Source organism: Streptomyces sp. NPDC008079, assembly GCF_042957385.1.
Taxonomy (GTDB): domain Bacteria; phylum Actinomycetota; class Actinomycetes; order Streptomycetales; family Streptomycetaceae; genus Actinacidiphila.
In genome coordinates this window covers 367,804-394,531 of record NZ_JBIBIC010000002.1, presented here as the reverse complement: position 1 = coordinate 394,531, position 26,728 = coordinate 367,804, and the positions used below count along the sequence as shown (strand labels likewise).

Genomic DNA, 26,728 nt, shown 5'->3' with positions numbered 1-26,728 from the left:
GAGTTAGTAAAGAATCGCACAAGCGTGCAGGTCAGAGCCGTAAAGCCGGTAGAGCACCGGCGCAGGACCCGGCACGACCGGTCAGGGGCCGTAGGCCGGGCGGGCCGCCGCGATCTCCCTGAGCACCTGCGTGAGCACCTGGCTGCCCGGCGGCACCAGCGACGGCTCGAACGTCCAGGCGTGCCCCACCCACGGGTCGGCCAGGTGGTCGCTGGGCAGCGGGGTGAGCCGCAGCAGCGAGCGCCACAGCGGATCGAGCACCGGCCCGTACGCGGACGCGTCCTCGCGGTCGGCGACCAGCAGCAGGTGCACCCCGGCGCGCGGTCCCTCGTCGGCGAGATAGCGCAGTTGGGTGACCGCCCGGTCGTCGAAGCCGTACGGGAACTCGTTGACGATCAGAAGCTGCTCGGCGGTGTCGAAGCCGGGCGGCAGCGAGTCGGCGGCGCCGCCGCGCAGCGCCATCTGGAGCAGATCGACGCGTTCGGTCAGCCGGTTCAGCACCTCGCCGACCCCGGCCGCGCCCCCGGCCGACGGCATCAGCACGGCGCCACTGCCGGTGAGCGGGGCGAGCGCGGCGGAGCCGGAGCCCGCGGGGTCGAGGGCGTGCACCGCGAAACCGCCCACCGGGTACGAGGCGAGCAGCCGGGCGGCGATCGCCACGGCGGTGTCCATGGCGACCCTGCGGTCCTCCTCGCTGTCGATCCACAGACCGCGGTCCAGCGGCAGCCGGGCCAGCAGCGGGATGCGCAGTTCGGGCGCCTCGGGCAGGTAGAGGCCGCCGAGCCGTACGGCGAGCGGCGGCTGGTCGGGCACCCGGTAGGCGTGCCACACCGGATTCTCCCAGCCCGCGAAGGCGGCGGGCAGCGCGGGCTCGACGACCTCGGCCTCGGCGACGAGCTGCGCGATGTCCCGGTCGAGCACGGCGCGGGCCTGGTCGACCAGCGCGAACTGCCGGGCCTGCGCCTGGTCGCGGGCGGCGTCCGCGGCCTGTCCGCCGCGGGTCGCGGGGTCGGCGAGCAGCCGGTCGAGCTCCTGCTCGAAGCGGGACTCGGCGAAGTCCACCGCGCTGCGGTAGGCGGCGATGGTGCGGGCCAGGTCCTCGAACATGCCCCACACCTGATTGTGCAGCCGCTCCTCCATCGTCCAGCCGGAGGCGTCGCCCGCGACGGGGACGGGCGGGGTGCCGGGCGGGGTGCCGGGCTGTCCGTCGGAGGACGGCCGCGGCGCGGCGGGCGGGGCGTCGTACGGCGAGCCCGGCCGTCCCTGAGCGGGCGGGGGCGGCGCGGTGGCGGCGGCCTTGCGCCGCGGGTGCCGGTAGTCGACCGGTCCTGAGGACGCGGTGGTCCGGCCGTCGCCCGGAGCGGCGGCCGGGGCCGCGGTTTCCGGCCGCGGCGGCGGGACCGTACGCGGCGCGGCGGGCAGGTCGACCGAGCGGGACAGCTCGCGCCCCACCGCCTCGTCGATGCCCGCGGCCACCCCGGCGGGCTCCGGGACACCCTGGTCGAGCAGCAGCGCGGGCAGACCGCCCTCGTACCCCTGGCCGACGGCGCGCACCTTCCAGGCGCCCTGCCGCCGGTACAGCTCGATGGCCAGCAGGGCCGTCTCGGGGCCGAGGCCGGTCATGGTGAATCCGGCGACGGCCTCGCCCTCGGTGGTGGTGACGGCGAGATGCGGGGCGGGGGCGGCGCCGAAGGCGGCGGGCGCGCCGGGGCGGCCCGCGGCGCCCGGAAGGGCGAGCAGTACGTGCACCCGGTGCACCTGCGGCGGCATCGCGCCGAGGTCCACCGCGAGCCGGTGCTCGGCGGCGGCCTGCCGGGGCACCTCGACGCCGGGGAGCTGCGGCGCGCCGGGGTGCGCCAGCCACTGCGAGGAGTCGCCGACGACCCGCCCCCGCTCGTCCCCGAGGGTGACCGCGGCCACCACCGGGGTGCCCGCCGACACCCGGATCTCCATCCGGGTGCCCGGCAGCGGATGGTTCTGTCCCCGGACCAGTTCGGCCGTCATGTCCGCCGCCCCCCGTTCCCGTTATGCGTGTGTACGTGTTCCGGCCCGCGGGCCGGGGGCCGCGTCAGCGGCCGTGCGGCCTCAGAGCGCGGGCAGAATGGCCGGAATGAGGTCCTGGAACGTCCGGCCGTTGGCCGCCGTGCCGATGGCCGTCATCGACCAGCCGGTCGCGCCGCGCTGCACCTTGGCCATGATCTGCGCCGTGTACTGGCCGCCGCCGGTCAGCGTGTAGCGGGCCAGCTCCTGCCCGTTGGTCTCGTCGACCAGGCGGCAGAACGCGTTCTGCACCTCGGCGAAGGTCTGGCCGGTGAAGGAGTTCACCGTGAAGACGATCTGGTCGACATGGACCGGTACGCGCTGGAGGTCGACGATAATCGACTCGTCGTCGCCGCCCTGGCCCGCGCCGCCGACCAGATTGTCACCGGTGTGCCGGACCGAGCCGTCGTCGCTGGTCAGGTGCTGGAAGAACACCACGTCGACCGGCTGCTTGTCCGCGAAGAGCACGGCCGAGGCGTCCAGGTCGATCTCCCGGGTGCGGGACCCGAACAGTCCGCGGCGCGGCGCGGCCTGCCAGCCCAGCCCCATCCGGATCGCCGTCAGCGTCCCTCCGTCGGACTTGCTCAGGCTGATCTTCTGGCCCTTGGTCATGTTGACCGTCACGCGCTGTCCCCTCTCACCCGTGTGTGCGGTTGTCCCGCACCCTAACAAGACGCCGTGCAACGGTATCCCGGTTCGCCGCGTGGCGATTCCTGGCGAACACCGGCCGGTCGCCGGTCCCGCGTCACGCCATTCCCGCTTCTCTCATCTGGCGCAACTCCTTCTTCAGCTCGCCCAGTTCGTCCCTGAGCCGGGCGGCCACCTCGAATTGCAGCTCGCCGGCCGCCGCGTGCATCTGGTCGGTGAGCTGAGCGATCAGGTCGGCCAGCTCCTCGGCGGGCAGCGTCTTCGCACCGCGCTTCTCGCCCGCGCGGGCGGACAGTCCTGGCACCGGCGCCTTGCCCCGCGAGCGCTGCCGCCCGGAGCCCAGCAGCTCCTCGGTGTCGGCGTCCTCGCGGGCGAAGGAGTCCAGGATTCCGGCGATCTTCTTCCGCAGCGGCTGCGGGTCGACGCCGCGTTCCTTGTTGTACGCGATCTGCTTCTCGCGGCGGCGGTTGGTCTCCTCGATGGCCTTCTCCATCGCCGGGGTGATCCGGTCCGCGTACATGTGGACCTGGCCCGACACGTTACGGGCGGCGCGGCCGATGGTCTGGATCAGCGAGGTGCCCGAGCGCAGGAAGCCCTCCTTGTCGGCGTCGAGGATCGCGACCAGCGACACCTCGGGCAGGTCGAGGCCCTCACGCAGCAGGTTGATGCCGACCAGGACGTCGTACTCACCGGCCCGCAGTTCGCGCAGCAGCTCGACGCGGCGCAGGGTGTCGATGTCGCTGTGCAGATACCGCACCTGGATGCCCAGTTCGAGCAGGTAGTCGGTGAGGTCCTCGGACATCTTCTTGGTGAGGGTGGTGACCAGGACGCGCTCGTCCTTCTCCGTGCGCAGCCGGATCTCGTGCACCAGGTCGTCGATCTGGCCCTCGGTGGGCTTGACGATGACCTCGGGGTCGACCAGGCCGGTCGGGCGGATGATCTGCTCGACCACGCCGTCGCCGCGGGACAGCTCGTACTTTCCGGGTGTCGCGGACAGGTAGACGGTCTGGCCGACGCGGGTCAGGAACTCCTCCCACTTCAGCGGCCGGTTGTCGAGCGCGGACGGCAGCCGGAAGCCGTGGTCGACCAGGGTGCGCTTGCGGGACGCGTCGCCCTCGTACATCGCGCCGATCTGCGGCACGGTGACGTGCGACTCGTCGATGACCAGCAGGAAGTCCTCGGGGAAGTAGTCGATGAGGGTGTCGGGCGCGGAGCCCTGCTCGCGGCCGTCGATGTGCCGCGAGTAGTTCTCGATGCCGGAGCAGGTGCCGATCTGCCGCATCATCTCGATGTCGTACGTGGTGCGCATCCGCAGCCGCTGGGCCTCCAGCAGCTTGCCCTGCTTCTCCATCAGGGCGAGCTGGCCCTCCAGCTCCTTCTCGATGCCCGCGATGGCGCGTTCCATCCGCTCGGGGCCCGCGACGTAGTGGGTGGCGGGGAAGACGTAGATCTGCCGGTCCTCGGTGATCACCTCGCCGGTGAGCGGGTGCAGTGTGTAGAGCGCCTCGATCTCGTCGCCGAACATCTCGATGCGGACGGCCAGTTCCTCGTAGACCGGGAAGATCTCGATGGTGTCGCCGCGTACCCGGAAGGTGCCGCGGGCGAAGGCCACGTCGTTGCGCGCGTACTGGATGTCGACGAATTTCCGCAGGAGCTGGTCGCGGTCGATGACGTCGCCGACATTGAGGCGCACCATGCGGTCGATGTACTCCTGCGGGGTGCCGAGGCCGTAGATGCAGGACACGGAGGCGACCACGACGACATCGCGCCGGGTCAGCAGCGAATTGGTGGTGGAGTGCCGCAGCCGCTCCACCTCCTCGTTGATCGAGGAGTCCTTCTCGATGTACGTGTCCGTCTGCGGGACGTACGCCTCGGGCTGGTAGTAGTCGTAGTACGAGACGAAGTACTCGACCGCGTTGTTCGGCAGCAGCTCGCGGAATTCGTTGGCGAGCTGGGCGGCGAGCGTCTTGTTCGGCGCCATGACCAGGGTGGGGCGCTGGAGCCGCTCGATCATCCACGCGGTGGTCGCGGACTTGCCCGTACCGGTCGCGCCGAGCAGCACGACGTCCTGCTCGTCACCGCGGATCCGCTTCTCGAGGTCGTCGATGGCGGTGGGCTGGTCGCCGCTGGGCTGGTAGGGGCTGACGACCTCGAAGGGCGCCACACTGCGTTCGATGTCTGATACGGGCCGCATGTCACCACCGTACGACCCACCACCGACAATCGTCCGGGCCCGGACGGGCGGGCCGCCGCCGGGGCGGCCACTTCCCCTCGTGTGACCACCCGGTCACTTCCGGTGACGGGCCTCGCGGCGGCCGTGTTTGCCGGGCGGATCGCGGCGGCGGGGCGTTGTCGGACCCCCGATCTAGGCTGGCCGTGTGACGAACGACACCGCCTGGACGGTCATGGAGACCCCGATCGGGCCGCTGCTGCTGGCGGCGACCGACGAGGGGCTGGTCAATGTCGGTTTCCGGGCGGACGAGGCGGCGGTACGGCGCGCGGTGGCGTCGATGGGGCGGCGGCTGGGCGGCGAGCCGGTCGAGGACGCGGCCCGGCTGGCGCCGGTCACCGAGCAGATGGAGGCGTACTTCGCGGGTGCGCTGAAGGAGTTCTCGCTCGCTCTGGACTGGTCGCTGATCACCGGCTTCAACCGCCGGGTGCTGCGCGAGCTGGCGGCCGGGGTGCCGTACGGCACGGTCGTCGGGTACCAGGACCTGGCCGACCGGGTGGGCGAGCGCGGGGCGGCCCGCGCGGTCGGGACGGCGATGGGCGCGAATCCGATACCGCTGGTGGTGCCGTGCCACCGGGTGGTGGAGAGCGACGGCGGCATAGGCGGCTTCGGCGGCGGCCTGGAGATCAAGCGCACGTTGCTGGCGCTGGAGGGCGTGCTGCCCGCACCGCTGTTCTGATGATCTGAGCAGGCTCCGCACGTCCACCCCCGCGCCGCGCGGCGGCAGGGACGTCACGGTCAACGAGCGCTCCGGTGCCGGTCCGCAAGGGCGACCGGGTGACGATGCTCGGCCACGACCGGCCGCTGGACCGGGAGTTCGACGGCGGCACGCTGACCGTACGGGTGCCCGCGGCGGCGCGGGCGAAGGGGCGGTACGCGTGGGTGTTCAAGATCGACTGGACGCGCTGACGCGGGGCTGACGCGCGGGAGCGGGCGGAGTGACCCGCCCGCTCCCGTCCCGTTCCTGCCCTGCCCTGCCGCTACGGCTTCGTCGCTCACTCCTCGGACGTGCGCGGGTCCGGGATCTGGATCGGGCCCGGCGGCTTCCGGTCGATCGCGGGCGGCTCCTCGGCCGCGGCCTCGACGGCGGACCGCGGTTCCGCGTCCGTCAGTTCGTCCGTCGCCGCGGGCGCCGCCGTCTTCTCGACCGGCTTCGTGTCCTGGCCGCCGCCGGAGTTTGCACCGGGGTTCGCACCGGAATTCGCGCCGGAGTTCGCGGCCCGGTCGAAGAAGCGCAGCATCTCGACGGGGAAGGGCATCACCAGGGTCGAGTTCTTCTCCGCCGCGACCTCCACCACCGTCTGGAGGAGGCGCAGTTGGAGGGCGGACGGGTTGGCGTCCATGGTCCTGGCCGCCTCGGAGAGCTTCTGGGACGCCTGCAACTCACCGTCGGCGGTGATGATCCGGGCCCGCCGCTCCCGGTCCGCCTCCGCCTGCCGGGCCATCGACCGCTTCATGGACTCCGGCAGCGCCACGTCCTTGATCTCGACGCGGTCGATGTGGACGCCCCAGCCGGTGGCGGGCGTGGACAGCATCAACTCCAGCCCCTCGTGCAGGCGTTCGCGGCCGGACAGCAGATCGTCGAGTTCGCTCTTGCCGATGATGGAGCGCAGCGAGGTCTGCGCCACCTGCAACATCGCGAACTGGTAGTTCTGCACGTCCACGGTGGCCCGGATCGGGTCGATGACCCGGAAGTAGAGCACCGCGTCGACCCGTACCGACACGTTGTCGCGGGTGATGCCGTCCTGGGACGGCACCGGCATGGTGACGACCTGCATGTTGACCTTGGTCATCTTGTCCACGAACGGCACCAGCATGCGCGGGCCCGGCTCCTTGGGGAGCCGGTTGACCCGGCCGAAGCGGTAGATCACCCCGCGCTCGTACTGCTTGACCACCCTCAGACTGCTGGACACGCCGATCAGGGCGACCACCGCGATGATGATCAGCAGCACCACGACGACTTCCACGGCCGTCAGCCGGCGTCGTCGAAACGGGCTGCGGCCAGATAGTCCGGCCGGGGGTCGAGTGCGGCGGCGAGCCGGAAGTGGCGCTGGGCCTCGTCGGCGCGGTTCGCGCGTTGCAGTGTACGGGCCAGCGCGAAGTGCGCGAAGGCGTTGTCCGGCTCGCGCTCCAGCACTATCTGGAACTCCAGCTCCGCCGGGCGCAGTTGGGCCGCGGCGAAGAACGCGCGGGCGCGCAGCAGGCGGGCCGCGGTGTTCTCCGGATGGGCCGAGATCACCGGGTCGAGGAGTTGTACGGCGCCGCGCGGGTCACGCGCCTCCAGCAGTTGCTCCGCGGCGCGGAAGTCGATGACGTGCGTCTCTGGGGTCCGCTCGTGCAAGGCCGCCTCCCTGAATTCGGGCACGGGTGACGACTGATCGTCTGGTCTGACATACCCAACGTCGTCGTCGGCAACCGCATTCCCCGGGCGACTACGCCGTCCCGGCCGCCGCCAGCTCCCGCAGCCGCTGCCACGCCGCGCGCACCTGGGGCTCCAGCTCCTCCAGCGGGCCGTCGTTGTCGATCACCAGATCCGCGACGGCGATGCGCTCCTCGCGGCCGGCCTGCGCCGCCATCCGCGCCCGCGCCTCGTCCTCGGTCATCCCGCGTGTCCGCACCAGGCGCTCGATCTGCGTGGCCGGTGCCGCGTCCACGACGATCACGAAGTCGTAGAACGGGGCCAGGTCGTTCTCCGCCAGCAGCGGTACGTCGTTGACCACGATGTCGTCCGGGGCCGCCGCCGCCCGCAGCTCCTGCGACCTGCGGCCGACCAGCGGGTGCACGATCGCGTTCAGCGCCCGGCGCCGGGCCTCGTCCGCGAAGACGATCGCGCCGAGTTTCGGGCGGTCCAGTGTCCCGTCCGCCGCCAGCACGTCCGGGCCGAACTCGGCCGTCACCGCCGCCAGGCCCTCCGTGCCGGGTTCCACCACTTCGCGGGCGATGCGGTCCGCGTCCACCAGGATCGCGCCGTGTGCCACCAGCAGTTTCGCCACGGAGCTTTTTCCTGACCCGATTCCACCGGTCAGCCCGACGTTCAGCATGCCGCCAGCTTACGGGCCCTCCGGCCCTCCGCGGGTGCCTCCCAGGGGCGCGGGGAACTGCGCGCTCAGCCACCAACGGTGGCGCGGCCGTCGAAAACCGGCCCCAGCGGGGCAGATGCTGTGAGTTTTCGGGCTGGCAGCCCGGTGGGGGCGGGCCGCGCAGTTCCCCGCGCCCCTGAAAACCAGGCCCTTCGCAAGGAACCGTCCAGGGGCCGCTCCCCTAAAAACCAGGCCCCGCGCAAGGAACCGTCCAGGGGCCGCGCCCCTGAAAACCGGGCCCTGCGCGAGCGCGGCGCGCCTTTCTGAGGGGAAGCGGAAAAGGGCCCGCGCCCTGGGGACGCGAACCCTCTTTCGTGAGCGCGCCGCAGGCGCTAGTCGTCCTCGCGGTCGGCGAGGAAGCGTTCGAACTCGGCGGCGAGATCGTCGGCGGAAGGAAGCTCGACGGCCTCGGCGATGAGACTCTCGCGGGACTGGGACCCGGCGACGGCGTCGTACTGGGACTCAAGGCCGCGGACGACGGAGACGAGTTCGCCGTCTCCTTCGGCGACCTGGCGGTCGATCTCGACGCGGACGGTGTGCGCCTCATTGCGCAAGGCGTGGGCGATCTCGGGCAGCACAAGGCCGGTGGCGGCGGTGATCGTCTCCAGGACGGCGAGGGCGGCGTCCGGGTAGGGCGAACGCGCCAGGTAGTGCGGGACGTGGGCGGCGACGCCGAGCACGTCACGGCCGGCCTCGGCGAGCCGCAGCTCGATGAGGGAGGCGGCGCTGCCGGGGACCTGGGCCTCCTCGAACCAGGCGCGGTGGCCGGGCATGAGGTCGACCCGGTTGCCGTGCGGGGTGAGGCCGACGGGCCGGGTGTGCGGCACGCCCATCGGGATGCCGTGGAAGTTGATGGCGAGGCGTACGCCCAGGCGTTCGATGACCTGGAGCACGGCGGTCGCGAACCGTTCCCACTCCACGTCCGGCTCGGAGCCGGTGAGCAGCAGGAAGGGGGTGCCGGTGGTGTCCCGCACCAGATAGAGGTCGATCTCCGGTGCCTCGTAGGAGGTCCAGTGGTCGCGCTCGAAGGTCATCAGCGGGCGGCGGGCGCGGTAGTCGACCAGCCGGTCGGCGTCGAAGCGCGCGACGAGCTGGTTGTCCAGGCGGTCCAGCAACTGCTCGCTGATCTGCTCGCCGGTGTCCCCGGCGTCCATGTACCCCTCGAAGTGGTACAGCAGTACGGGACCTGCGTCTCCGACCGCTGCGTCGACGGCCTCGGCCCCGCCCGGCACGTATTCGTACAGCCCTTGCGGATCCAGCACGATGATCGTCCTCCTCGCTCTCTCCCCCCTCAACGAACGTACCCGCCCGGCCATTCCCACGCGTCCCCCCGGAACCCGGACGTCTTGACGGTCCGTCGGGTGGGCCCTACCTTCTCTCGTTACGTCCATGTGTTCACATGGACGACCAAGATTCACATACTTGGAACGATGGAAGGACGCGGATGCGACCCCACACGCTTCTGACCCTGCCGGTGGCCCTGCCCGTCGCGGCACTGCTCGCCGGGCTGCTCTCGTACGCGACGCCGGCCGGTGCGGCAACGGCCGGTGCGGCAACGGCCGCCGCGGCGAGCACCGTCGAGGTGACCACGGCCAAGGAGCTGAAGGCGGCGCTGACCGCCGCCGCCCCCGGCCAGACGATCCATCTCGCCGACGGCACGTACACCGGCAACTTCAAGGTCACCGTGTCCGGCACGGCCGCCGACCGGATCACGCTCACCGGCTCCTCGAACGCCGTGCTCACCTCCTCCGGCGGCTACGGCCTCTATCTGAACGGCGCGAGCTACTGGACCGTCAAGGGGGTCAGCGTCACCGGCGGCCAGAAGGGCATCGTCACCGACGCCGCCGCGCATGTCGTCATCGACTCGGTGACCGTGCACGGACTCCAGATGGAGGGCGTGCACTTCCGCACCTCCAGCACGGACGGCGTGATCAAGAACTCGCGGATCTACGACACCGGGCTCCAGCGGCCGGGATACGGCGAGGGCGTCTACGTCGGCACCGCCAACACCCTGACCGACAAGAGCGACCGGGTGCAGATCCTCAACAACGTCATCGGCCCCAACATCGGCGCCGAGAACATCGACCTCAAGGAAGGCACCACCGGCGGCCTGGTCTCCGGCAACACCTTCGACGGCAGCGGCCTCAGCATGACCAACTACGACGACTCCTGGGTCGACGTCAAAGGCAACGGCTACACCATCACCGGCAACACCGGCACCCGCACCCTCAACGACGGCTACCAGACCCACACCCAGCAGCCCGGCTGGGGCTGCGGCACCGTCTTCCGCGACAACACCTCCGACCTCACCGGCGCCACCGGCGCCACGCAGACGGCGATCTACGTCACCAACTACTCCGCCGACTGCCCCACCACCGTCTACGCCTCCAACAAGCGCACCGGCGGCAAGGCCCTGACCAACATCCCCGTGACCCCGTAGCCCCCCCGCGGCCGGACAACAGCAAAGTCCGGCCGCGGCGGCACACCTAATGCTTAGTGACTGGCTGCGAGAGGCTCGGCCACATTCCTGCGGTGCCAGGCAAAAAAATGGGCGCTCTTGGCGTTGTGGGCCGCACAGAACCGATTCTTCAGGTGGCTCGCGAGCGAGCCAAGGTCACCCACGTTATTCACTACAGGTGTCATCTGGATGTAGCCCGTGTCATCCACGTAGATATAGCCGTACTCGAACAGGGCGTCGCAGCCGCCGACGCAGGCTCTCATCGCATTGTGGATGTTGTTCCGTTCCATGTGGGTAGCTGCGCTGCGCCGCTTGACGTGCGCTGCGTGCACCAGTCGCCGAGGCAACGCTCGACCACAGAGTTGGCAGGTAACGATGGCCGCGTGGCCCATCACACGCTGCCGGAGCTTGCCCTGTTCCTTGCGCGCGAGGACGGATACCAGTGCATCCGTCGCACCGTTGTGACCCAATTCATCGCTGCTGTCAGGCGCGTCCAGATCTTTGTCAGCGCCGACGACGATGGCCAAGGCTGCCGCGATATCCCGGCCGTCGCGGACGATAGCCACACACTGCTTGTTCGCAGACAATCGCAGCTTCTCCATGGCGGGCGCGCCCAGACTCGCACCAGAAACGTTCCTTCTGTCGTCCAGCACGTCGATACCAATGCGCTCGGGGAAGATCTCGCCGTCGGTCTCCTCTGGCCACACACGCTCGGTGCTTGTGAAGAGAGGCCGAGTAACCTCTGCCACGAGCACACGCTTGAGTGATACCTCTGTCCAGCCGCCCGGCTTTACCCGGCTGTCGGGACCGCTGTGACCGAAGAAGAGCAAATCGCCCGCCTTGAGCGACTTGATGTCAGAACGAGCGGTGGATCGGTCGAGAGCGCTGGACCTCCAGCCCCAAAGCCCGCGGGCGACGCCGATTTGCAGATTTTCCGCCGAACGGACGGGAATGTAGACGTATCCCGTTGTGGGCACGGGGCAACCTCCATCACTAGGACCCTCGCAGGGGTGAAGTGGTCTACGGCCACAGCGAGTCGCCAGGACTGGAAGGGCCGTTGAACGAAGTGGAAGTGTGACACAAAAATCGAACGGGCTCGAGAGGCTTTCTGCGGCTGCCGGTAACACCGCGGTCCCGCACCCCCTGAGGGGTGCGGGACCGCGGTGTTGTGACTGGGCCTAGCGGTGAGCTGTCAGCTCTGGCCGCCCGCGAGCTTCTCGCGGAGGGCGGCGAGGGCCTCGTCGGAGGCGAGGGCACCGGAGGTGTCGTCGGACTCCGAGGAGTACGAGCCACCGGAGACGCCCGGGCCACCGGTCGCGGCGGGGGCGGCGGAACCGGCCTCGGCCGCGGCCTGCTCGTCGGCCTCGCGGGACTTGATGACCTGCGCCTGGTGCTGCTCGAAGCGGGTCTGGGCCGTGGCGTACTGGCCCTCCCACTCCTCGCGCTGCTTGTCGTACCCCTCGAGCCAGTCGTTGGTCTCGGGGTCGAAGCCCTCGGGGTAGATGTAGTTGCCCTGGTCGTCGTACGACGCGGCCATGCCGTAGAGCGTCGGGTCGAACTCGACCGAGGCCGGGTCGGCGCCGAAGGACTCGTTGGCCTGCTTGAGCGACAGCGAGATGCGGCGACGCTCGAGGTCGATGTCGATGACCTTGACGAAGATCTCGTCGTTGACCTGAACGACCTGCTCCGGGATCTCCACGTGGCGCTCGGCCAGCTCGGAGATGTGCACCAGGCCCTCGATGCCCTCGTCGACGCGGACGAACGCGCCGAACGGGACGAGCTTGGTGACCTTGCCGGGGACGACCTGCCCGATCTGGTGGGTCCGGGCGAACTGCTGCCACGGGTCTTCCTGCGTCGCCTTCAGCGACAGGGAGACACGCTCGCGGTCCATGTCCACGTCGAGAACCTCGACGGTGACTTCCTGACCGACCTCGACGACCTCGGACGGGTGGTCGATGTGCTTCCAGGACAGCTCGGAGACGTGCACGAGACCGTCGACGCCGCCGAGGTCCACGAACGCACCGAAGTTGACGATCGAGGAGACGACGCCGGACCGCACCTGACCCTTCTGGAGGGTGGTGAGGAAGGTCTGGCGGACCTCGCTCTGCGTCTGCTCCAGCCAGGCACGGCGGGACAGGACCACGTTGTTGCGGTTCTTGTCCAGCTCGATGATCTTGGCCTCGAGCTCCTTGCCCACGTAGGGCTGGAGGTCGCGCACGCGGCGCATCTCGACGAGCGACGCAGGCAGGAAGCCACGGAGGCCGATGTCGAGGATGAGACCACCCTTGACGACCTCGATGACGGTGCCGGTGACGATGCCGTCCTCTTCCTTGATCTTCTCGATGGTGCCCCAGGCACGCTCGTACTGAGCGCGCTTCTTCGAGAGGATCAGGCGGCCTTCCTTGTCCTCCTTCTGGAGAACAAGGGCCTCGATCTCATCGCCCACGGCGACGACCTCGTTGGGGTCGACGTCGTGCTTGATGGAGAGTTCGCGGGAGGGGATGACACCTTCGGTCTTGTAACCGATGTCGAGCAGGACCTCGTCCCGGTCGACCTTCACGATGACGCCGTCGACGATGTCGCCGTCGTTGAAGTACTTGATCGTCTCGTCGATCGCGGCGAGGAAGGCTTCCTCGTTGCCGATGTCGTTGACCGCCACCTGCGGGGTGGTGCGAGGGGCCTCGGTGCTGCTCGTCATTAGGGAAAGGACTCCGGTACGGACAGTAAGTCGTAGGTACTGCTACGCCGTAAGCCCTTTTCGCTCCTGCCGAATTCCGGACAGCCGTGGGGCCGAGGGGTATGCAACAGATTCCGAGCGCAGCCTGCTCTGTCTGAGGCGCGCAGGCTCGCAGCGCAACTTGTAGCATACGGGGGCAGCCGGGCACGGTCAACGCACGAAGAGCCCACCGGGCGCGTAACGGACCGAACCGGCACAAGTCACCCAGTGCCAGGTCTTCTCAGAGAGTACGACGACTGCCGCGATGATCCAAGGACCCGATCCCCGGGACGTACGCCGGGAAGCGCCCCGAGAGGCACACGAGGAACCGGAGGCCACCCGCCGTAGCGCGGGGGTCACGGAGAGCAGCCGGGCCAACCGCCGGTGGTGGGACCGCAACGCGGACGACTACCAGGTGGAGCACGGCGACTTCCTGGGCGACGCCCGCTTCGTCTGGGGCCCTGAGGGTCTGGACGAGGCGGACGCGGGGCTGCTCGGCCCGACGGCGGCCCTGAAGGACAAGGACGTGCTGGAGATCGGCGCGGGCGCCGCCCAGTGCTCGCGCTGGCTGGCCGCCCAGGGCGCCCGGCCGGTCGCCCTCGACCTCTCCTTCCGGCAGCTCCAGCACGCGCGGCGGATCGACGACGAGTCCTCGGCCGACGGCGCGCCGCTGGTGCCCCTGGTCCAGGCCGACGCGGGCGCCCTGCCCTTCGCCGACGGCTCGTTCGACCTGGCGGTCTCCGCGTACGGCGCGCTCCCCTTCATCGCCGACACCGCGCGCGTCCAGCGGGAGGTGCGGCGGGTGCTGCGGTCCGGCGGGCGCTGGGTCTTCTCGGTCACCCACCCGGTGCGCTGGGCCTTCCCCGACGAGCCGGGCCCCGAGGGCCTGACGGCCGTCGCCTCCTACTTCGACCGCACGCCGTACGTGGAGGAGGACGACCGGGGCATCGCCGTGTACGTCGAGCACCACCGCACCCTGGGCGACCGCGTCCGCGAGATCGCGGCGGCGGGCCTGCGGCTGGTCGACCTCGTCGAGCCCGAGTGGCCGGAGTGGAACGACCAGGAGTGGGGCGGCTGGTCCCCGCTGCGCGGGCGGCTGTTGCCGGGCACGGCGATCTTCGTGTGCGCGGCGGAGTGAAGGCCGGCGCACAGGACGGTCGGGCGGCCGGCGGGGAAGCCGGCGGGAGCGCCGGTACGTACGCGATCCGGGCCGAGGGGCGCGCGCTGCCGGTGGCCTCCGTCGTACCGGAGCTGCTGGCCGCGCTGCGGTCGCCGGGCTGCGCCGTCCTGGCCGCGCCGCCCGGCACCGGCAAGACCACGCTGGTCCCGCTGCTGATCGCCGACGCGTTCGGCGGGCGGGTGCTGGTCGCGGAGCCGCGGCGGATGGCGGCGCGGGCGGCGGCCCGGCGGATGGCCTGGCTGCTCGGGGAGCGGGTCGGCGAGAGCGTCGGTTTCACGGTCCGCGGCGAGCGGCGGGTCTCGGCCCGCACCGCGGTCGAGGTGGTCACCACCGGTGTGCTGCTGCAACGGCTCCAGCGCGACCAGGAACTGCCGGGCGTGAGCACGGTGATGCTCGACGAGTGCCACGAGCGGCATCTGGACGCCGACACGTCCATGGCGTTCCTGTTGGACGTACGGGCCCTGCTGCGGCCGGAGTTGCGGCTGGTCGCGGCTTCCGCGACGACGGACACGGCCGCGTGGGCGGCGCTGCTGGGCGGGGCCGACGGGCCGCCCGCGCCCGTGGTCGAGGCGGGCGGGGTGCTGCACCCGGTGGCCGTGGAGTGGGCGCCGCCGCCCGGTCCCGTACGGGCGACGCACGCCGGGGGCCGGGTGGACCGGGCGCTGCTCGACCATGTGGCGACGGTGGTGCGGCGGGCGCTGCGGGAGCGCGACGGGGACGTGCTGTGCTTCATGCCGGGCGTCGGGGAGATCGCGCGGGTCGCGGGTCTGCTCGGGGACCTCACGGATTCCGGCGGCGCGGGCGGCGGCATCGAGGTGCTCCAGGTGCACGGCCGCGCCCCGGCCGCCGTCCAGGACGCGGCGCTCGCGCCCGGTGAGCGGCGGCGCGTGCTGCTCGCGACCTCCGTGGCCGAGTCCAGTCTGACCGTGCCGGGCGTGCGGGTCGTGGTGGACAGCGGGCTGGCCCGCGAGCCGCGCATGGACCACGCGCGGGGCCTCGGCGCGCTGGTCACCGTACGGGTGTCGCGGGCCGCCTCCGACCAGCGCGCCGGGCGCGCCGGGCGCGAGGGTCCCGGCACCGTCTACCGCTGCTGGCCGCCGGCCGAGGACGCCCGCAGACCCCGGCACCCCTCCCCCGAGATCGCGCTCGCCGACCTCACGGCCTTCGCGCTCCAGGCCGCCTGCTGGGGCGATCCGGACGCCTCAGGGCTCGCCCTGCTGGACGCCCCGCCGCAGGGCGCGATGGCCGCGGCCCGCGACACGCTGCGCGGCCTCGGCGCCGTCGACGCCTCGGGCCGCGTCCTGGACCGGGGCCGCCGGCTGGCCCGGCTCGGGCTGCACCCCCGGCTCGCCCGCGCCCTCCTCGACTCCGCGCCCGTGCTCGGCGCCCGCCGCGCCGCCGAGGTCACCGCGCTCCTCAGCGAAGAACTCCCCCACTCCTACGGCTCCGACCTCACCGCCGCCTGGCACACCGCCCGGCGCGGCGGCGACCCGTACGCGGCGCGCTGGCGCGCGGAGGCCGACCGGCTGCGCGGCACGGTGACGGAAGGGAGCCCGCCCGCGACGGACGCCCCCGTCCCGCGCTCCGCGGCGCGCCCGTCCCCCGCGAGCCGCACCGCGGGCGGGGGCCTGTCGGACGACGCGGCGGCCGGGCTCGTCGTCGCCCTGGCGTTTCCCGAGCGGGTCGCGCGGCGGCGGAGCGGGGACGGATACGTGATGGCGTCCGGGACCGGCGCGGAGGTCGGCGGGGGCGTGGGCGGGGCGGAGTGGGTGGCGGTGGCCGTGGCGGACCGGGGCGTCGGGCGGACGGACGCGCGGGTGCGGGTGGCCGCGGTGATCGACGAGGGCACCGCGCGGGCGGCGGCGGCCGGGTTGCTGGAGTCGTACGAGGAGGTGACCTGGCGCGGCGGGGACGTGGTGGCGCGCCGGGTGGAGCGGCTGGGCGCGCTGGAGCTGTCGGCGGCGCCGCTGCGCCGGCCGGACCGGGACGCGGTACGGGCCGCGCTGCTCGACGGGCTGCGGCGCGAGGGCACCGGTTTGCTGCACTGGTCGCGGGAGGCCCGTGAGGTACGGCAGCGGCTGGCCTTCCTGCACCGGGAGTTGGGCGGGAACTGGCCGGACGTCTCGGAGCGGGCGCTGGTGGAGCGGGCCGAGGAGTGGCTGGGGCCCGAGCTGGCGCGGGCCGGGCGGCGGGCGGATCTGGAGCGGATCTCGGCGGGCGGCGCGCTGCCCCGGCTGCTGCCGTGGGCCACGGGCGAGGCCGCCCGGTTCGGTGAGCTGGCACCGGAGCGGTTCGAGGTGCCGAGCGGTTCGCGGATCCGGATCGACTACGGCGGCGACCAGCCCGTACTGGCCGTGAAGCTCCAGGAGTTGTTCGGGCTGCGGGCGACGCCCGAGATCGCCGGGGTGCCGCTGCTGGTGCATCTGCTGTCACCCGCGGGGCGGCCCGCGGCGGTGACCGCGGACCTGGCGTCGTTCTGGCGTGACGGCTACCGCGCGGTGCGCGCCGAGCTGCGGGGCCGCTACCCGCGCCACCCGTGGCCCGAGGACCCGGCGACGGCCGAGCCGACCAAGCGGACGAACAACAGCCGCCGCGCGTAGGCAGCCCGCCCGGCCCGTACGGCGTCCGGGACAGGTCGGCCGGTGCGGGGGTCCGGGCACGGCTCGGCCCGTACGGGGTCCGGGCCGTGAGTCAGACCGGTAGGCGTCCGGGACAGGTCGGCCGGTGCGGGGGTCCGGGCACGGCTCGGACCGTACAGGGTCCGGGCCGTGGGTCAGACCGGTACGGGGTCCGGGTGGTCGGGGGCGCGGTCGGGGTCGGGCTCCCGGCCGCCCACCGGGTCGGCGGGCCGCCGCCCGCGCGCTTCGAGCAGCAGGGACAGCGCCAGCAGCGCGGCGGCGAACCCGCCGAAGCCCCACGGCAGGTAACTGGTGAGCAGCAGCACCAACTGCCGTTGCGTCTTGACCAGATGGACGATGGAGTCGATGTAGTCGGGCCGCATCTTCACGTCGCCCGCGAAGGCGGTGACCGGTGCTTTGCCGGTCGAGGCGGGAAAGCGCAGCTCCTCGGTGTGGATCTCCTCGCCGTTGACGGGCGCGCCGGTCGTCGGGTCGACCCAGAACATCCGCTTGGTGGTGTACCAGCGCTGGATGCCGGTGGCCTTGACCGTCTCGGGGGTGAGCGCGGGAGCGCCGGGCGCGATCTCGGGCAGTTTCTTGGGCAGCGGGACCCGCTGCCAGGGCACGGTCTGCTCGAAGTAGTAGACCTTCAGGCCGTGGAAGCGCTGGGTGCCCGCGTAGTGGATCGGCGCGGACGTGCGGCTCTGCGCGTCGAAGTAGTAGTAGTCGCGCTTCTGGGTCAGGAAGGGGAACTTGAACTCGATGCCCTGCCGGGTGACCGGGTCGCCGTCGACCGACTCGCTCGCGGTGTGCACCGGCTCCTGGGTGTGCGCGTCGAAGACGTACCGCTCGGGGATCTCCGAGACCATCTTGCCGTCGGGGCCCGCGACGTAGGAGAGCGCGTCCCAGACCACGACGTCCTTGCCGGTCTCGGCCTTGACCTGCCGGGCCGCCGTCACATTGCCCTTGAGGGTCTGCACGATGCTGACCTTGGAGACCTTCTTGGCGGTGAGGCTGGAGTAGTCGACGAGGGTGGCGTTCTTCGCCTCGAGGACGGCGACCTGGTACTCGCTCGGCGGCACTTTGGCCAGCCGCGGGTAGGCGTACCAGCGCAGCATGGGCGCCAGGGTCGCGAAGAAGACGGCGAGGGCGAGCAGCACCAGGCTGGACTTGCGGCGCATCGCGGCTCCAGACGGCTCAGGGGTGGCTGGCTCAGAGGTGACCGGCTCAGGTGTGACCGGCTCAGGGGTGACCGGCTCAGGGGTGACCGGCTCAGGGGTGACCGGCTCAGGGGTGGCTGGGGACCGTGGTCAGCAGGGGTTTCGGCGAGGTGTGACCCGCGGGCGCGCCGATCGCGGTGACGGTGAAGACCAGGGCGAGGGCGGCGGCGAGTCCGATCGCCGCCGCGGCGAGAGCGCGCATGGCCTGACCTCCCTCGGGCATGGGCCGACGCGGTCGTCGGCCGGGGCCGGGGCACCGTAGCAACCGGGAGGTGAGATGAGAACACGTTTCACCGGGGACGTTCGTGAGGCTTTCGCCTGAACGTCCCCGGTGCGTGGGAGTGTTGCCGGCGCGCGGGGCGCCGGGGGTGCCGTGTCGGGGAAAGCCCCGTCGCGGGTTACGGCTTCGCGGTGACGGCGGCGCCCGTGGCCGCGCTGGCGGTCGCCTCACCGCTGGGGGTGGGGGTGTCCGTCGGCGTCGGGGTGTCGGTGGCGCAGGGGTCGGGCGTGCCGGGGGTGTCCGTGGGAGTCGGCGTCGCGGTCGGGCTGGGGCTCGCGCTGTCGGTCGGCGAGGGCGACGGGGACTGCGTCGGGCAGCCGGGGGTCGTCGGGGTGTCCGTCGGCGTGCCGGTCGGGGTTCCCGTGGGGGTGCCGGTCGGCGACGACGGCGACGACGGCGGCGGGGTCTTGCCGGGGCCGGTCGACGGGGTGCCCGCGGTCGGCGGGACGATGCCGCCGCTCGGGTGGGTGCCGGACGGCGAGGGCGACGGTGTGCCGCCGGGGGCCGACGCGGACGGACTGGTCGACGGCCGCGGGGTGTTGGCGAACGGCGGCGCGCCCGCGCCCGGTGTGCCCGGGCGGTCGGGCACGGAGACCGCGTCGCCCTGCCGGAAGTGCTCGTACCAGGACTTCACCAGGTCGAGGTAGGCCTGCGAGTGGTTGTAGCCGAGGATCGCGCGGTCCATGTCCCGCGGTACGGCCAGGTCGCGGCCGTCGGCGCACAGGTAGTGGGCGGCGGCCAGCGCGGCGTCGTACACGTTGTCGGGGTCGGCGACCCCGTCGCCGTTGCCGTCCGCGCCCCAGTTCGCCCACGTCGAGGGGATGAACTGCATCGGGCCGACCGCGCGGTCGTGGACCGGGTCGCCGTCGTAGCGTCCGCCGTCGGTGTCGCTGATGTTCGCGAAGCCGTTGCCGTCGAGCACCGGGCCGAGGATCGGGGTGTACGTCGTCCCCTTGGCGTCCACGGCGCCGCCGCGGGCCTGGCCGGACTCCACCTGGCCGATGGCGGCGAGCAGTTGCCACGGCAGGTGGCAGCCGGGGTTGCTCGCGGCGACGCTCGCCTCGGCGCGCCGGTAGGCGTCCAGGACGGTCGCGGGCAGCGAGCCGCCGGACGGCAGCGGGGTGACGACCGGGCCGCCGGAGGGCGTGGCGGTCGGATTCGTGAGGTCCGTCGGGGTGTTCAGCGGCGGCACATCGGTGATGTACGGCGAACCGCCGTCGATCGCGGGGCCGGGCGGCGGGGCCACGGTGGTCGTCTGCCGCGCGGCGGCGTGCGCCACCGGGATGAGCCCCGGCGCCTGCGAGGCGCCCAGCGCCGCCATCGCGGCGGCGGCGACCGCCGTACCCGCCGCTCCCCTGCGTAGCCTTCGGCCGTACCGCCGCGCTGACATGTCCGCGGTCCTCCCCAGGTGCGAGATGGGCGCGTGGCCGCGCCACAACTCGATTGACCCTACGGCAACTTCAGCCCCCCGACCACAGTCGGGGAAGACGCGATCCGGGGCAAATACCGGCAATCCGCCGAGGTTTCCGGCCCCTCGGCGGACCTTTCACCGAGGGGTCGCGACTCGTTCACACAGCCCGGTCACAGACTCGCGCAGGCGGCGGGGTGGGGTCAGTGCGCGGCCGACTCCCAGTCGGTGCCGTCGCCGACCGACACGTCCAGCGCGGCGCGCAGCGGATACGCGCCCGCCATCTCGCGGCGGACCAGCGTCTCGACCTTCTTCCGCTCGCCGGGCGCGACCTCCAGCACGATTTCGTCGTGCACCTGGAGCAGTATCCGCGACTCCAGCTTCTCGTCGGTGAGCGCCTGGTCGACCTTGAGCATCGCGATCTTCACGATGTCGGCGGCCGAGCCCTGGATCGGCGCGTTGAGCGCCATCCGCTCGGCCATCTCACGGCGCTGCCGGTTGTCGCTGTTGAGGTCGGGCAGGTAGCGGCGGCGGCCGAGCAGTGTCTCGGTGTAGCCGGTGTTCCTGGCCTCCTCGACCACCCGGTGCAGATAGTCCCGCACGCCGCCGAATCGCTCGAAGTACGTCTCCATCAGCCCGCGCGCCTCCGCGGCCTCGATGTTGAGCTGCTGGGACAGGCCGAAGGCGGACAGGCCGTACGCCAGCCCGTACGACATCGCCTTGATCTTGCGGCGCATCTCGGCGTCCACCGCGTCCCGTGCGACGCCGAAGACCTGGGAGCCGACGGTGGTGTGCAGATCCTCGCCGGAGGCGAAGGCGGCGATCAGTCCCTCGTCCTGCGACAGGTGGGCCATCACGCGCAGTTCGATCTGGCTGTAGTCGGCGGTCAGCAGCGATTCGTAGCCCTCGCCGACGACGAAGCCGCGGCGGATGGCCCGGCCCTCGTCGGTGCGGACCGGCACATTCTGCAGGTTGGGGTCGGTGGACGACAGGCGTCCGGTGGCCGCGACGGTCTGGCTGAAGGTGGTGTGGATGCGTCCGTCCGGGGCGATCGTCTTGACCAGGCCCTCGACGGTGACCCGGAGCTTGGCCTGCTCCCGGTGGCGCAGCATGATGACCGGCAGTTCGTGCTCGGTCTGCGCGGCCAGCCAGGCCAGCGCGTCGGCGTCCGTGGTGTAACCGGTCTTGGTCTTCTTGGTCTTGGGCAGGCCCAGCTCGCCGAAGAGGACTTCCTGGAGCTGCTTGGGCGAGCCGAGGTTGAACTCGTGGCCGACCGAGGCGTGCGCCTCGCCGACCGCGTGCTGCACGGCCGCGGCGAACTGCTGTTCCAGACCTTCGAGATGGGCCCGGTCGGCGGCGATCCCGGAGCGTTCCATCCGGGCCAGGAGCGCCGAGGTGGGCAGTTCGACCTCGTGCAGCAGCTCGGTGGCGCCGACCTCGGGCAGCCGCTCGCCGAAGACCTCGGCGAGGTCGAGGACGGTACGGGCCTGCACCATCAGCGCGTCGGCCGCGGCGGCGCCCTCGTCCTCGCCCTCCTCGCCGAAGGCGAGCTGTCCGCCCGCGGCGTCGGCCGGGGCCAGCTCGCGGCCCAGGTACTCCACCGACAGCACGTCGAGCGCGAAGGAGCGGCGGCCGGGCTTGATGAGATACGCGGCCAGGGCCGTGCACATCGTCACCCCGGCGACGCTCCAGCCGTGCTCGGCGAAGACCCGCTCGACGTTCTTCGCGTTGTGCAGCACCTTGGGGCGGGCGGGGTCGGCGATCCAGGCGGCGAAGGACTTCTCGTCCGCCTCGTCCAGCTCCGCGGGGTCGAACCAGGCGGCCACCTCCGGTGAGGCGAGCGCGATCTGGGTGACGCTGCCGCTGCCCAGCGCCCAGGTGTCGACGCTGGCCAGGCCGAGCGGCGCGCCGCCGTGCTCGTCGAGCCAGCCGGGCAGGTCGCCCGCGGCGAGCACGGTGCCCTCCACGGCGACGCCCTCGGCGATCTCCGCCTCTTCCTGCTCGGCGCCGGGATCGACGGCGAACAGCCGCTCCCGGAAGTTGGAGTTGCGGAATTCCAGCACGTCCAGCACGCCGACCAGGGCCGTCCTGTCGTACGGCTCCCTTGCCAGGCCCTCGGGGCCCGACGGCAGGCTCACGTCGCGCACCATCTCGGTCAGCCGCCGGTTGAGCTTCACCGCGTCCAGGTGCGCCCGCAGATTCTCACCGGCCTTGCCCTTGACCTCGTCGGCCCGCTCGACCAGGTCGGCGAAGGACCCGAACTGCGTGATCCACTTGGCCGCCGTCTTCTCGCCGACGCCGGGGATGCCGGGCAGATTGTCCGACGGGTCGCCGCGCAGCGCCGCGAAGTCCGGGTACTGCTGGGGCGTCAGGCCGTACTTCTCCTCGACCTTCTCCGGGGTGTAGCGGGTCAGCTCGGAGACGCCCTTGGTGGGGTAGAGCACCGTCACGTTCTCGGTGACCAACTGGAACGAGTCCCGGTCGCCGGTGACGATCAGCACCTCGTAACCGAGCGCTTCCGCCTGGGTGGCGAGCGTGGCGATCACGTCGTCCGCCTCGAAGCCCTCGACCGCGAAGCGGCTGACGCCCATCGCGTCCAGCAGCTCGCCGATCAGCTCGACCTGGCTGCGGAACTCGTCCGGCGTCTTCGAGCGGTTCGCCTTGTACTCGGGGAACTCGTCGAACCGCCAGGTCTTGCGGGAGACGTCGAAGGCGACGGCCAGGTGCGTCGGCCGCTCGTCACGCAGCGTGTTCGCCAGCATGGACGTGAAGCCGTAGATCGCGTTCGTCGGCTGGCCCGTGGCGGTGTTGAAGTTCTCCACGGGCAGCGCGTAGAACGCCCGGTACGCCAGCGAGTGCCCGTCCAGCAGCAGCAGGCGGGGGCGGTCGGTCGTCTTCGATGCGGATGCGTTGTCTGCCACGTCTCCGATCCTCCCACGCGGGTACGACAACGAAGGACGCCTCCCGCCGGGGGCACGCCGTGCGGGGGGCGGCGGGGCCGGGAGCCGGGCGGGCGGCTCGGCGGGCCGATCAAGCCGGGCGCCGCCCGCCGGCTCCCCCGCCGCGCAAAGGCGGTACAAAGGACGTATGGCAAAGAAGCCCCCTTCAGGTGACCCCGTCCAGGACGCTCCGCAGGTCTCCGCGCCCAAGCACAGTGCGGCGGGCCTGCCCGCCATCGGGCACACGGTCAAGATGGCCGGGCAGCAGATGGGGGTGCGGCGGGCCACGTTGACGCTGCTGAAGGTCAACCAGAAGGGCGGCTTCGACTGTCCGGGCTGCGCCTGGCCCGAGCCGGACCACCGGCATGTCGCCGAATTCTGCGAGAACGGCGCGAAGGCGGTCGCCGAGGAGGCGACGCTGCGCCGGGTGACCCCGGACTTCTTCGCCGCGCACCCGGTCTCCGACCTCGCGCGGCGCAGCGGCTACTGGCTGGGCCAGCAGGGCCGGATCACGCAGCCGATGTATCTGGCGGAAGGCGCCGACCACTACGAGGCGGTGCCGTGGGAGCGGGCCTTCTCGATCGTCGCGGACGAACTGACCGCCCTGGACACCCCGGACGAGGCGGTCTTCTACACCTCGGGCCGCACCAGCAACGAGGCGGCGTTCCTCTTCCAGCTCTTCGCCCGCGAGCTGGGCACCAACAATCTGCCGGACTGCTCCAACATGTGCCACGAGTCGTCGGGTTCCGCGCTGACCGAGACGCTGGGCGTCGGCAAGGGCAGTGTGCTGCTGGAGGATCTGTACCGGTCGGACCTGATCATCGTCGCCGGGCAGAATCCGGGCACCAACCACCCGCGGATGCTGTCCGCACTGGAGAAGGCCAAGCAGGGCGGGGCGACGATCGTGTCGGTCAACCCGCTTCCGGAGGCGGGTCTCGAGCGGTTCAAGAATCCGCAGAACGCCTCGGGTCTCGCCGGTTCCGGCACCGTGCTGACCGATCTGTTCCTCCAGATCAGGCTCGGCGGCGACCAGGCGCTGTTCCGCGCGCTGGGCCGGCTGCTGATCGAGGCCGGCGCGCTGGACCGCGACTTCATCGCGGAGCACACCCACGGCTTCGCGGAGTACGAGGCCGCCGCGCTCGCCACCGACTGGGACGAGGTGGAGCGCGCCACCGGTCTGGCGCGGGCCGAGATCGACAAGCTGCTCGCCCTGGTGCTGGACGCCAAGAGCGTCGTGGTGTGCTGGGCGATGGGCCTGACCCAGCACAAGCACGCGGTGCCGACCATCCGCGAGGTGGTCAACTTCCTGCTGCTGGGCGGCAACATCGGCCGCCCCGGCGCCGGGGTCTGCCCGGTGCGCGGGCACAGCAATGTGCAGGGCGACCGGACGATGGGCATCTTCGAGCGGCCCCCGGCGGCGTTCCTGGACGCGCTGGAGAAGGAGTTCGGCTTCGCGCCGCCGCGCGAGCACGGCTTCGACGTGGTGCGCGCGATCCGGGCGCTGCGCGACGGGACGGCGAAGGTGTTCTTCGCGATGGGCGGCAACTTCGTCGCCGCGTCCCCCGACACCGACGTCACGGAGGCCGCGATGCGCAAGGCGCGGCTGACCGTTCATGTGTCCACCAAGCTGAACCGTTCGCACGCCGTCACCGGCGCCCGCGCGCTGATCCTGCCGACGCTGGGCCGTACCGAGAAGGACCGGCAGGCGGGCGGCCCGCAGTTCGTCACCGTCGAGGACTCGATGGGCATGGTGCACGCCTCGCGCGGCGGCCTGGACCCGGCCTCGCCGCATCTGCTGTCGGAGCCCGCGATCGTGACCCGGCTGGCCCGCGCCGTTTTCGGCGACCGCAGCGTGGTGCCGTGGGCGGACTTCGAGCGGGACTACGACGCGATCCGCGACCGTATCTCGCGGGTCGTCCCCGGCTTCGCGGACTTCAACGCCAAGGTGCGGCGCCCGGGCGGCTTCACGCTGCCGCACGCCCCGCGCGACAGCCGCACCTTCCCCACCGCGACGGGCAAGGCCAACTTCACGGCCGCGGCCGTCGAGTACCCGGCGGTGCCCGAGGGGCGGCTGCTGCTCCAGACGCTGCGCTCGCACGACCAGTACAACACCACCATCTACGGTCTGGACGACCGGTACCGCGGCATCAAGAACGGCCGCCGCGTCGTCCTGCTGCACCCCGAGGACGCCGCGGCCAACGGTCTGGCCGACGGCGACTACGCCGACCTGGTCGGCGAGTGGAAGGACGGCACGGAGCGGCGCGCGGAGGGCTTCCGGGTCGTGCACTACCCGACCCCGCGCGGGTGCGCGGCGGCGTACTACCCGGAGACCAATGTGCTGGTCCCCCTCGACCACACCGCGGACACCAGCAACACCCCCGCCTCGAAGTCGGTGGTCATCCGGCTGGAGCGGACCGCGGCGGACGCCCCCCGACGCACGGCCGACGCGGGCCGTCCGGTAGAAAACTGATCAGTACACGGAAAACGCGTACGGGCACACCGGATCAGGCCGGACGAGGACGATCGGAGCACCACCCCATGGGCGAGCGGACCACCACCTACTTCCCGCCGGAGATCCTGGAGCAGTACGCCGGGCTCGGCGTCGATCTGCGGGGTCTGTTCTCCGGCGGTCACCTGGGTGAGCGGATGGGCATCCGGATCCTGGAGGCGGCGCCGGAGAAGGTGGTCGGCACGATGCCCGTCGAGGGCAACACCCAGCCGATGGGGCTGCTGCACGGCGGCGCGTCCGCGGTGCTCGCCGAGACCCTCGGCTCGGTCGGCGCGATGCTGCACGGCGGTCCCAGCAAGATGGCCGTCGGCGTGGACCTCAACGCCACCCACCACCGCGGTCTGCGCTCCGGTCTCGTCACCGGCACCGCGACCCCGGTCCACCGGGGCCGCTCCTCGGCGACCTATGAGATCGTCATCACGGACGAGGCGGACAAGCGGGTCTGTACGGCCCGGCTGACCTGCATGCTGCGCCCGGCGACTCCCACGGGCACGACCGCTCCCCCGGCGAACTGAGGGGATACGGGGGGATTTCAGAGGTGCCGGGTGCGGGATTCGAACCCGCACGCCCTTTCGGACAGATGTGTTTGAGACATCCGCGTATGCCATTCCGCCAACCCGGCCAGGTCGCGTGCACAGCGTACCGTGTAGGTGCGCGCCGTCGCAGCTAGGTAGGCTCAGGTGTGCAGTACCCCGCCTGATACGAGGAGCACCGTGAGCGCGCCCGACGAGTCCGCCGCCCCGCTCGACGACGAGCAGTCGAAGTCCCACGTCCCTCCCCTGACGACCCGCGTGGTCATCGCCGAGGACGAGGCGCTGATCCGCCTCGACCTCAAGGAGATGCTGGAGGAGGAGGGCTACTCCGTCGTCGGGGAGGCCGGGGACGGCGAGACCGCGGTGAAGCTCGCCGAGGAGCAGCGTCCCGATCTGGTGATCCTGGACGTGAAGATGCCGGTGCTCGACGGGATCTCGGCGGCCGAGCGGATCGCCGCGGACAAGATCGCGCCGGTGCTGATGCTGACCGCGTTCTCGCAGCGCGAGCTGGTGGAGCGGGCCAGGGACGCGGGCGCGATGGCGTATCTGGTGAAGCCGTTCAGCAAGAGCGATCTGGTGCCCGCGATCGAGATGGCGGTGAGCCGGTTCCAGGAGCTGAAGGCGCTGGAGGCGGAGATCGCCGACCTGTCGCTGCGGCTGGAGACCCGCAAGCTGGTCGACCGGGCCAAGAGTGTCCTCCAGACCAAGTACGGGCTGACCGAGCCCGCCGCCTTCCGCTGGATCCAGAAGACGTCGATGGACCGCCGGATGTCGATGCAGGCGGTCGCGCAGGCCGTGATCGAAGAGGTCTCCGAGAAGTAGGCGCCCGCGGACGGGACACGGCGCAGGGCCCGCACCCCGGTCGGGGT

21 protein-coding genes and 1 tRNA gene are annotated in these 26,728 nt (G+C 71.7%); 8 read left to right on the top strand and 14 right to left on the bottom strand.

Annotation, left to right across the window (positions count from 1 at the left end):
• Window positions 1–81 precede the first annotated feature (81 nt).
• The 3 genes from ACFZAM_RS08735 to uvrB all read right to left on the bottom strand — a co-directional run bounded on the left by ACFZAM_RS08735 (window position 82) and on the right by uvrB (window position 4,882).
• The gene (locus ACFZAM_RS08735; RefSeq protein ID WP_391044073.1) at window positions 82–2,004 is read right to left on the bottom strand and encodes a TerD family protein; all 1,923 of its coding nucleotides are present in this window, start codon (window positions 2,002–2,004) and stop codon (window positions 82–84) included.
• 81 nt (window positions 2,005–2,085) lie between these two features.
• On the bottom strand, window positions 2,086–2,664 hold the full coding sequence (locus ACFZAM_RS08730; protein WP_355333929.1) for a TerD family protein: 579 nt from the start codon (window positions 2,662–2,664) through the stop codon (window positions 2,086–2,088).
• A 121-nt stretch (window positions 2,665–2,785) separates the two neighbouring features.
• Window positions 2,786–4,882, bottom strand: coding sequence for an excinuclease ABC subunit UvrB (gene uvrB, locus ACFZAM_RS08725; RefSeq protein ID WP_355333931.1), 2,097 nt, complete (start codon window positions 4,880–4,882; stop codon window positions 2,786–2,788).
• Between the two features lie 211 nt (window positions 4,883–5,093).
• Here uvrB and ACFZAM_RS08720 point away from each other — a divergent pair, with 211 nt between their 5' ends.
• Both ACFZAM_RS08720 and ACFZAM_RS08715 read left to right on the top strand, forming a co-directional pair.
• Window positions 5,094–5,597 (top strand): methylated-DNA--[protein]-cysteine S-methyltransferase, encoded by a 504-nt coding sequence (locus ACFZAM_RS08720; RefSeq protein ID WP_355334689.1) that lies wholly within the window; start codon window positions 5,094–5,096, stop codon window positions 5,595–5,597.
• A 74-nt stretch (window positions 5,598–5,671) separates the two neighbouring features.
• Window positions 5,672–5,827, top strand: coding sequence for a hypothetical protein (locus ACFZAM_RS08715; protein WP_355333933.1), 156 nt, complete (start codon window positions 5,672–5,674; stop codon window positions 5,825–5,827).
• A gap of 86 nt (window positions 5,828–5,913) precedes the next feature.
• On the opposite strand, the gene ACFZAM_RS08710 is transcribed toward ACFZAM_RS08715, so the two are convergent.
• The 4 genes from ACFZAM_RS08710 to ACFZAM_RS08695 form a co-directional block, all read right to left on the bottom strand.
• Window positions 5,914–6,885 carry an SPFH domain-containing protein gene (locus tag ACFZAM_RS08710; protein ID WP_391044070.1) on the bottom strand — a complete coding sequence of 324 codons (972 nt, stop codon included), beginning with the start codon at window positions 6,883–6,885 and terminating at the stop codon, window positions 5,914–5,916.
• Window positions 6,886–6,890: 5 nt separating this feature from the next.
• Entirely contained in the window at window positions 6,891–7,259 is a 369-nt protein-coding gene (locus tag ACFZAM_RS08705) for a tetratricopeptide repeat protein (RefSeq protein ID WP_188283400.1), read from the bottom strand.
• A gap of 91 nt (window positions 7,260–7,350) precedes the next feature.
• Window positions 7,351–7,959, bottom strand: a complete 609-nt coding sequence (gene coaE / locus ACFZAM_RS08700) for a dephospho-CoA kinase (protein WP_391044068.1) — start codon at window positions 7,957–7,959, stop codon at window positions 7,351–7,353.
• A gap of 371 nt (window positions 7,960–8,330) precedes the next feature.
• On the bottom strand, window positions 8,331–9,260 hold the full coding sequence (locus ACFZAM_RS08695) for a PAC2 family protein (protein ID WP_188283398.1): 930 nt from the start codon (window positions 9,258–9,260) through the stop codon (window positions 8,331–8,333).
• A 182-nt stretch (window positions 9,261–9,442) separates the two neighbouring features.
• Here ACFZAM_RS08695 and ACFZAM_RS08690 point away from each other — a divergent pair, with 182 nt between their 5' ends.
• Entirely contained in the window at window positions 9,443–10,438 is a 996-nt protein-coding gene (locus ACFZAM_RS08690; RefSeq protein WP_391044064.1) for a right-handed parallel beta-helix repeat-containing protein, read from the top strand.
• Between the two features lie 53 nt (window positions 10,439–10,491).
• Here ACFZAM_RS08690 and ACFZAM_RS08685 read toward each other — a convergent pair whose 3' ends face one another.
• Both ACFZAM_RS08685 and rpsA read right to left on the bottom strand, forming a co-directional pair.
• The gene (locus ACFZAM_RS08685; protein ID WP_391044062.1) at window positions 10,492–11,433 is read right to left on the bottom strand and encodes a hypothetical protein; all 942 of its coding nucleotides are present in this window, start codon (window positions 11,431–11,433) and stop codon (window positions 10,492–10,494) included.
• A gap of 215 nt (window positions 11,434–11,648) precedes the next feature.
• The gene (gene rpsA / locus ACFZAM_RS08680; RefSeq protein ID WP_188283396.1) at window positions 11,649–13,154 is read right to left on the bottom strand and encodes a 30S ribosomal protein S1; all 1,506 of its coding nucleotides are present in this window, start codon (window positions 13,152–13,154) and stop codon (window positions 11,649–11,651) included.
• A gap of 283 nt (window positions 13,155–13,437) precedes the next feature.
• Here rpsA and ACFZAM_RS08675 point away from each other — a divergent pair, with 283 nt between their 5' ends.
• Both ACFZAM_RS08675 and hrpB read left to right on the top strand, forming a co-directional pair.
• Window positions 13,438–14,310, top strand: coding sequence for a methyltransferase domain-containing protein (locus tag ACFZAM_RS08675; RefSeq protein ID WP_391044060.1), 873 nt, complete (start codon window positions 13,438–13,440; stop codon window positions 14,308–14,310).
• Window positions 14,311–14,375: 65 nt separating this feature from the next.
• Window positions 14,376–16,952 carry an ATP-dependent helicase HrpB gene (gene hrpB / locus ACFZAM_RS08670; protein ID WP_391044280.1) on the top strand — a complete coding sequence of 859 codons (2,577 nt, stop codon included), beginning with the start codon at window positions 14,376–14,378 and terminating at the stop codon, window positions 16,950–16,952.
• Between the two features lie 173 nt (window positions 16,953–17,125).
• Here hrpB and ACFZAM_RS08665 read toward each other — a convergent pair whose 3' ends face one another.
• The 4 genes from ACFZAM_RS08665 to polA all read right to left on the bottom strand — a co-directional run bounded on the left by ACFZAM_RS08665 (window position 17,126) and on the right by polA (window position 22,799).
• Window positions 17,126–18,151, bottom strand: a complete 1,026-nt coding sequence (locus ACFZAM_RS08665; RefSeq protein WP_355333948.1) for a DUF3068 domain-containing protein — start codon at window positions 18,149–18,151, stop codon at window positions 17,126–17,128.
• A 106-nt stretch (window positions 18,152–18,257) separates the two neighbouring features.
• Entirely contained in the window at window positions 18,258–18,392 is a 135-nt protein-coding gene (locus ACFZAM_RS08660; protein ID WP_188282936.1) for an SPW_0924 family protein, read from the bottom strand.
• Window positions 18,393–18,588: 196 nt separating this feature from the next.
• Window positions 18,589–19,860 (bottom strand): lytic transglycosylase domain-containing protein, encoded by a 1,272-nt coding sequence (locus ACFZAM_RS08655; RefSeq protein ID WP_355333950.1) that lies wholly within the window; start codon window positions 19,858–19,860, stop codon window positions 18,589–18,591.
• Window positions 19,861–20,081: 221 nt separating this feature from the next.
• Window positions 20,082–22,799 carry a DNA polymerase I gene (polA, locus tag ACFZAM_RS08650; protein WP_355333953.1) on the bottom strand — a complete coding sequence of 906 codons (2,718 nt, stop codon included), beginning with the start codon at window positions 22,797–22,799 and terminating at the stop codon, window positions 20,082–20,084.
• A gap of 166 nt (window positions 22,800–22,965) precedes the next feature.
• Between polA and ACFZAM_RS08645 the strand changes: the two genes are divergently transcribed.
• The gene (locus tag ACFZAM_RS08645; protein ID WP_391044056.1) at window positions 22,966–25,287 is read left to right on the top strand and encodes an FdhF/YdeP family oxidoreductase; all 2,322 of its coding nucleotides are present in this window, start codon (window positions 22,966–22,968) and stop codon (window positions 25,285–25,287) included.
• Between the two features lie 68 nt (window positions 25,288–25,355).
• On the top strand, window positions 25,356–25,841 hold the full coding sequence (locus ACFZAM_RS08640) for a PaaI family thioesterase (protein WP_188282940.1): 486 nt from the start codon (window positions 25,356–25,358) through the stop codon (window positions 25,839–25,841).
• A gap of 24 nt (window positions 25,842–25,865) precedes the next feature.
• Here ACFZAM_RS08640 and ACFZAM_RS08635 read toward each other — a convergent pair.
• A tRNA-Leu gene (locus tag ACFZAM_RS08635) sits at window positions 25,866–25,948 on the bottom strand.
• Window positions 25,949–26,039: 91 nt separating this feature from the next.
• On the opposite strand from ACFZAM_RS08635, the gene ACFZAM_RS08630 reads away from it, so the two are divergent.
• Window positions 26,040–26,681 carry a response regulator gene (locus ACFZAM_RS08630; protein ID WP_355333958.1) on the top strand — a complete coding sequence of 214 codons (642 nt, stop codon included), beginning with the start codon at window positions 26,040–26,042 and terminating at the stop codon, window positions 26,679–26,681.
• The last annotated feature ends 47 nt before the right edge of the window (window positions 26,682–26,728 follow it).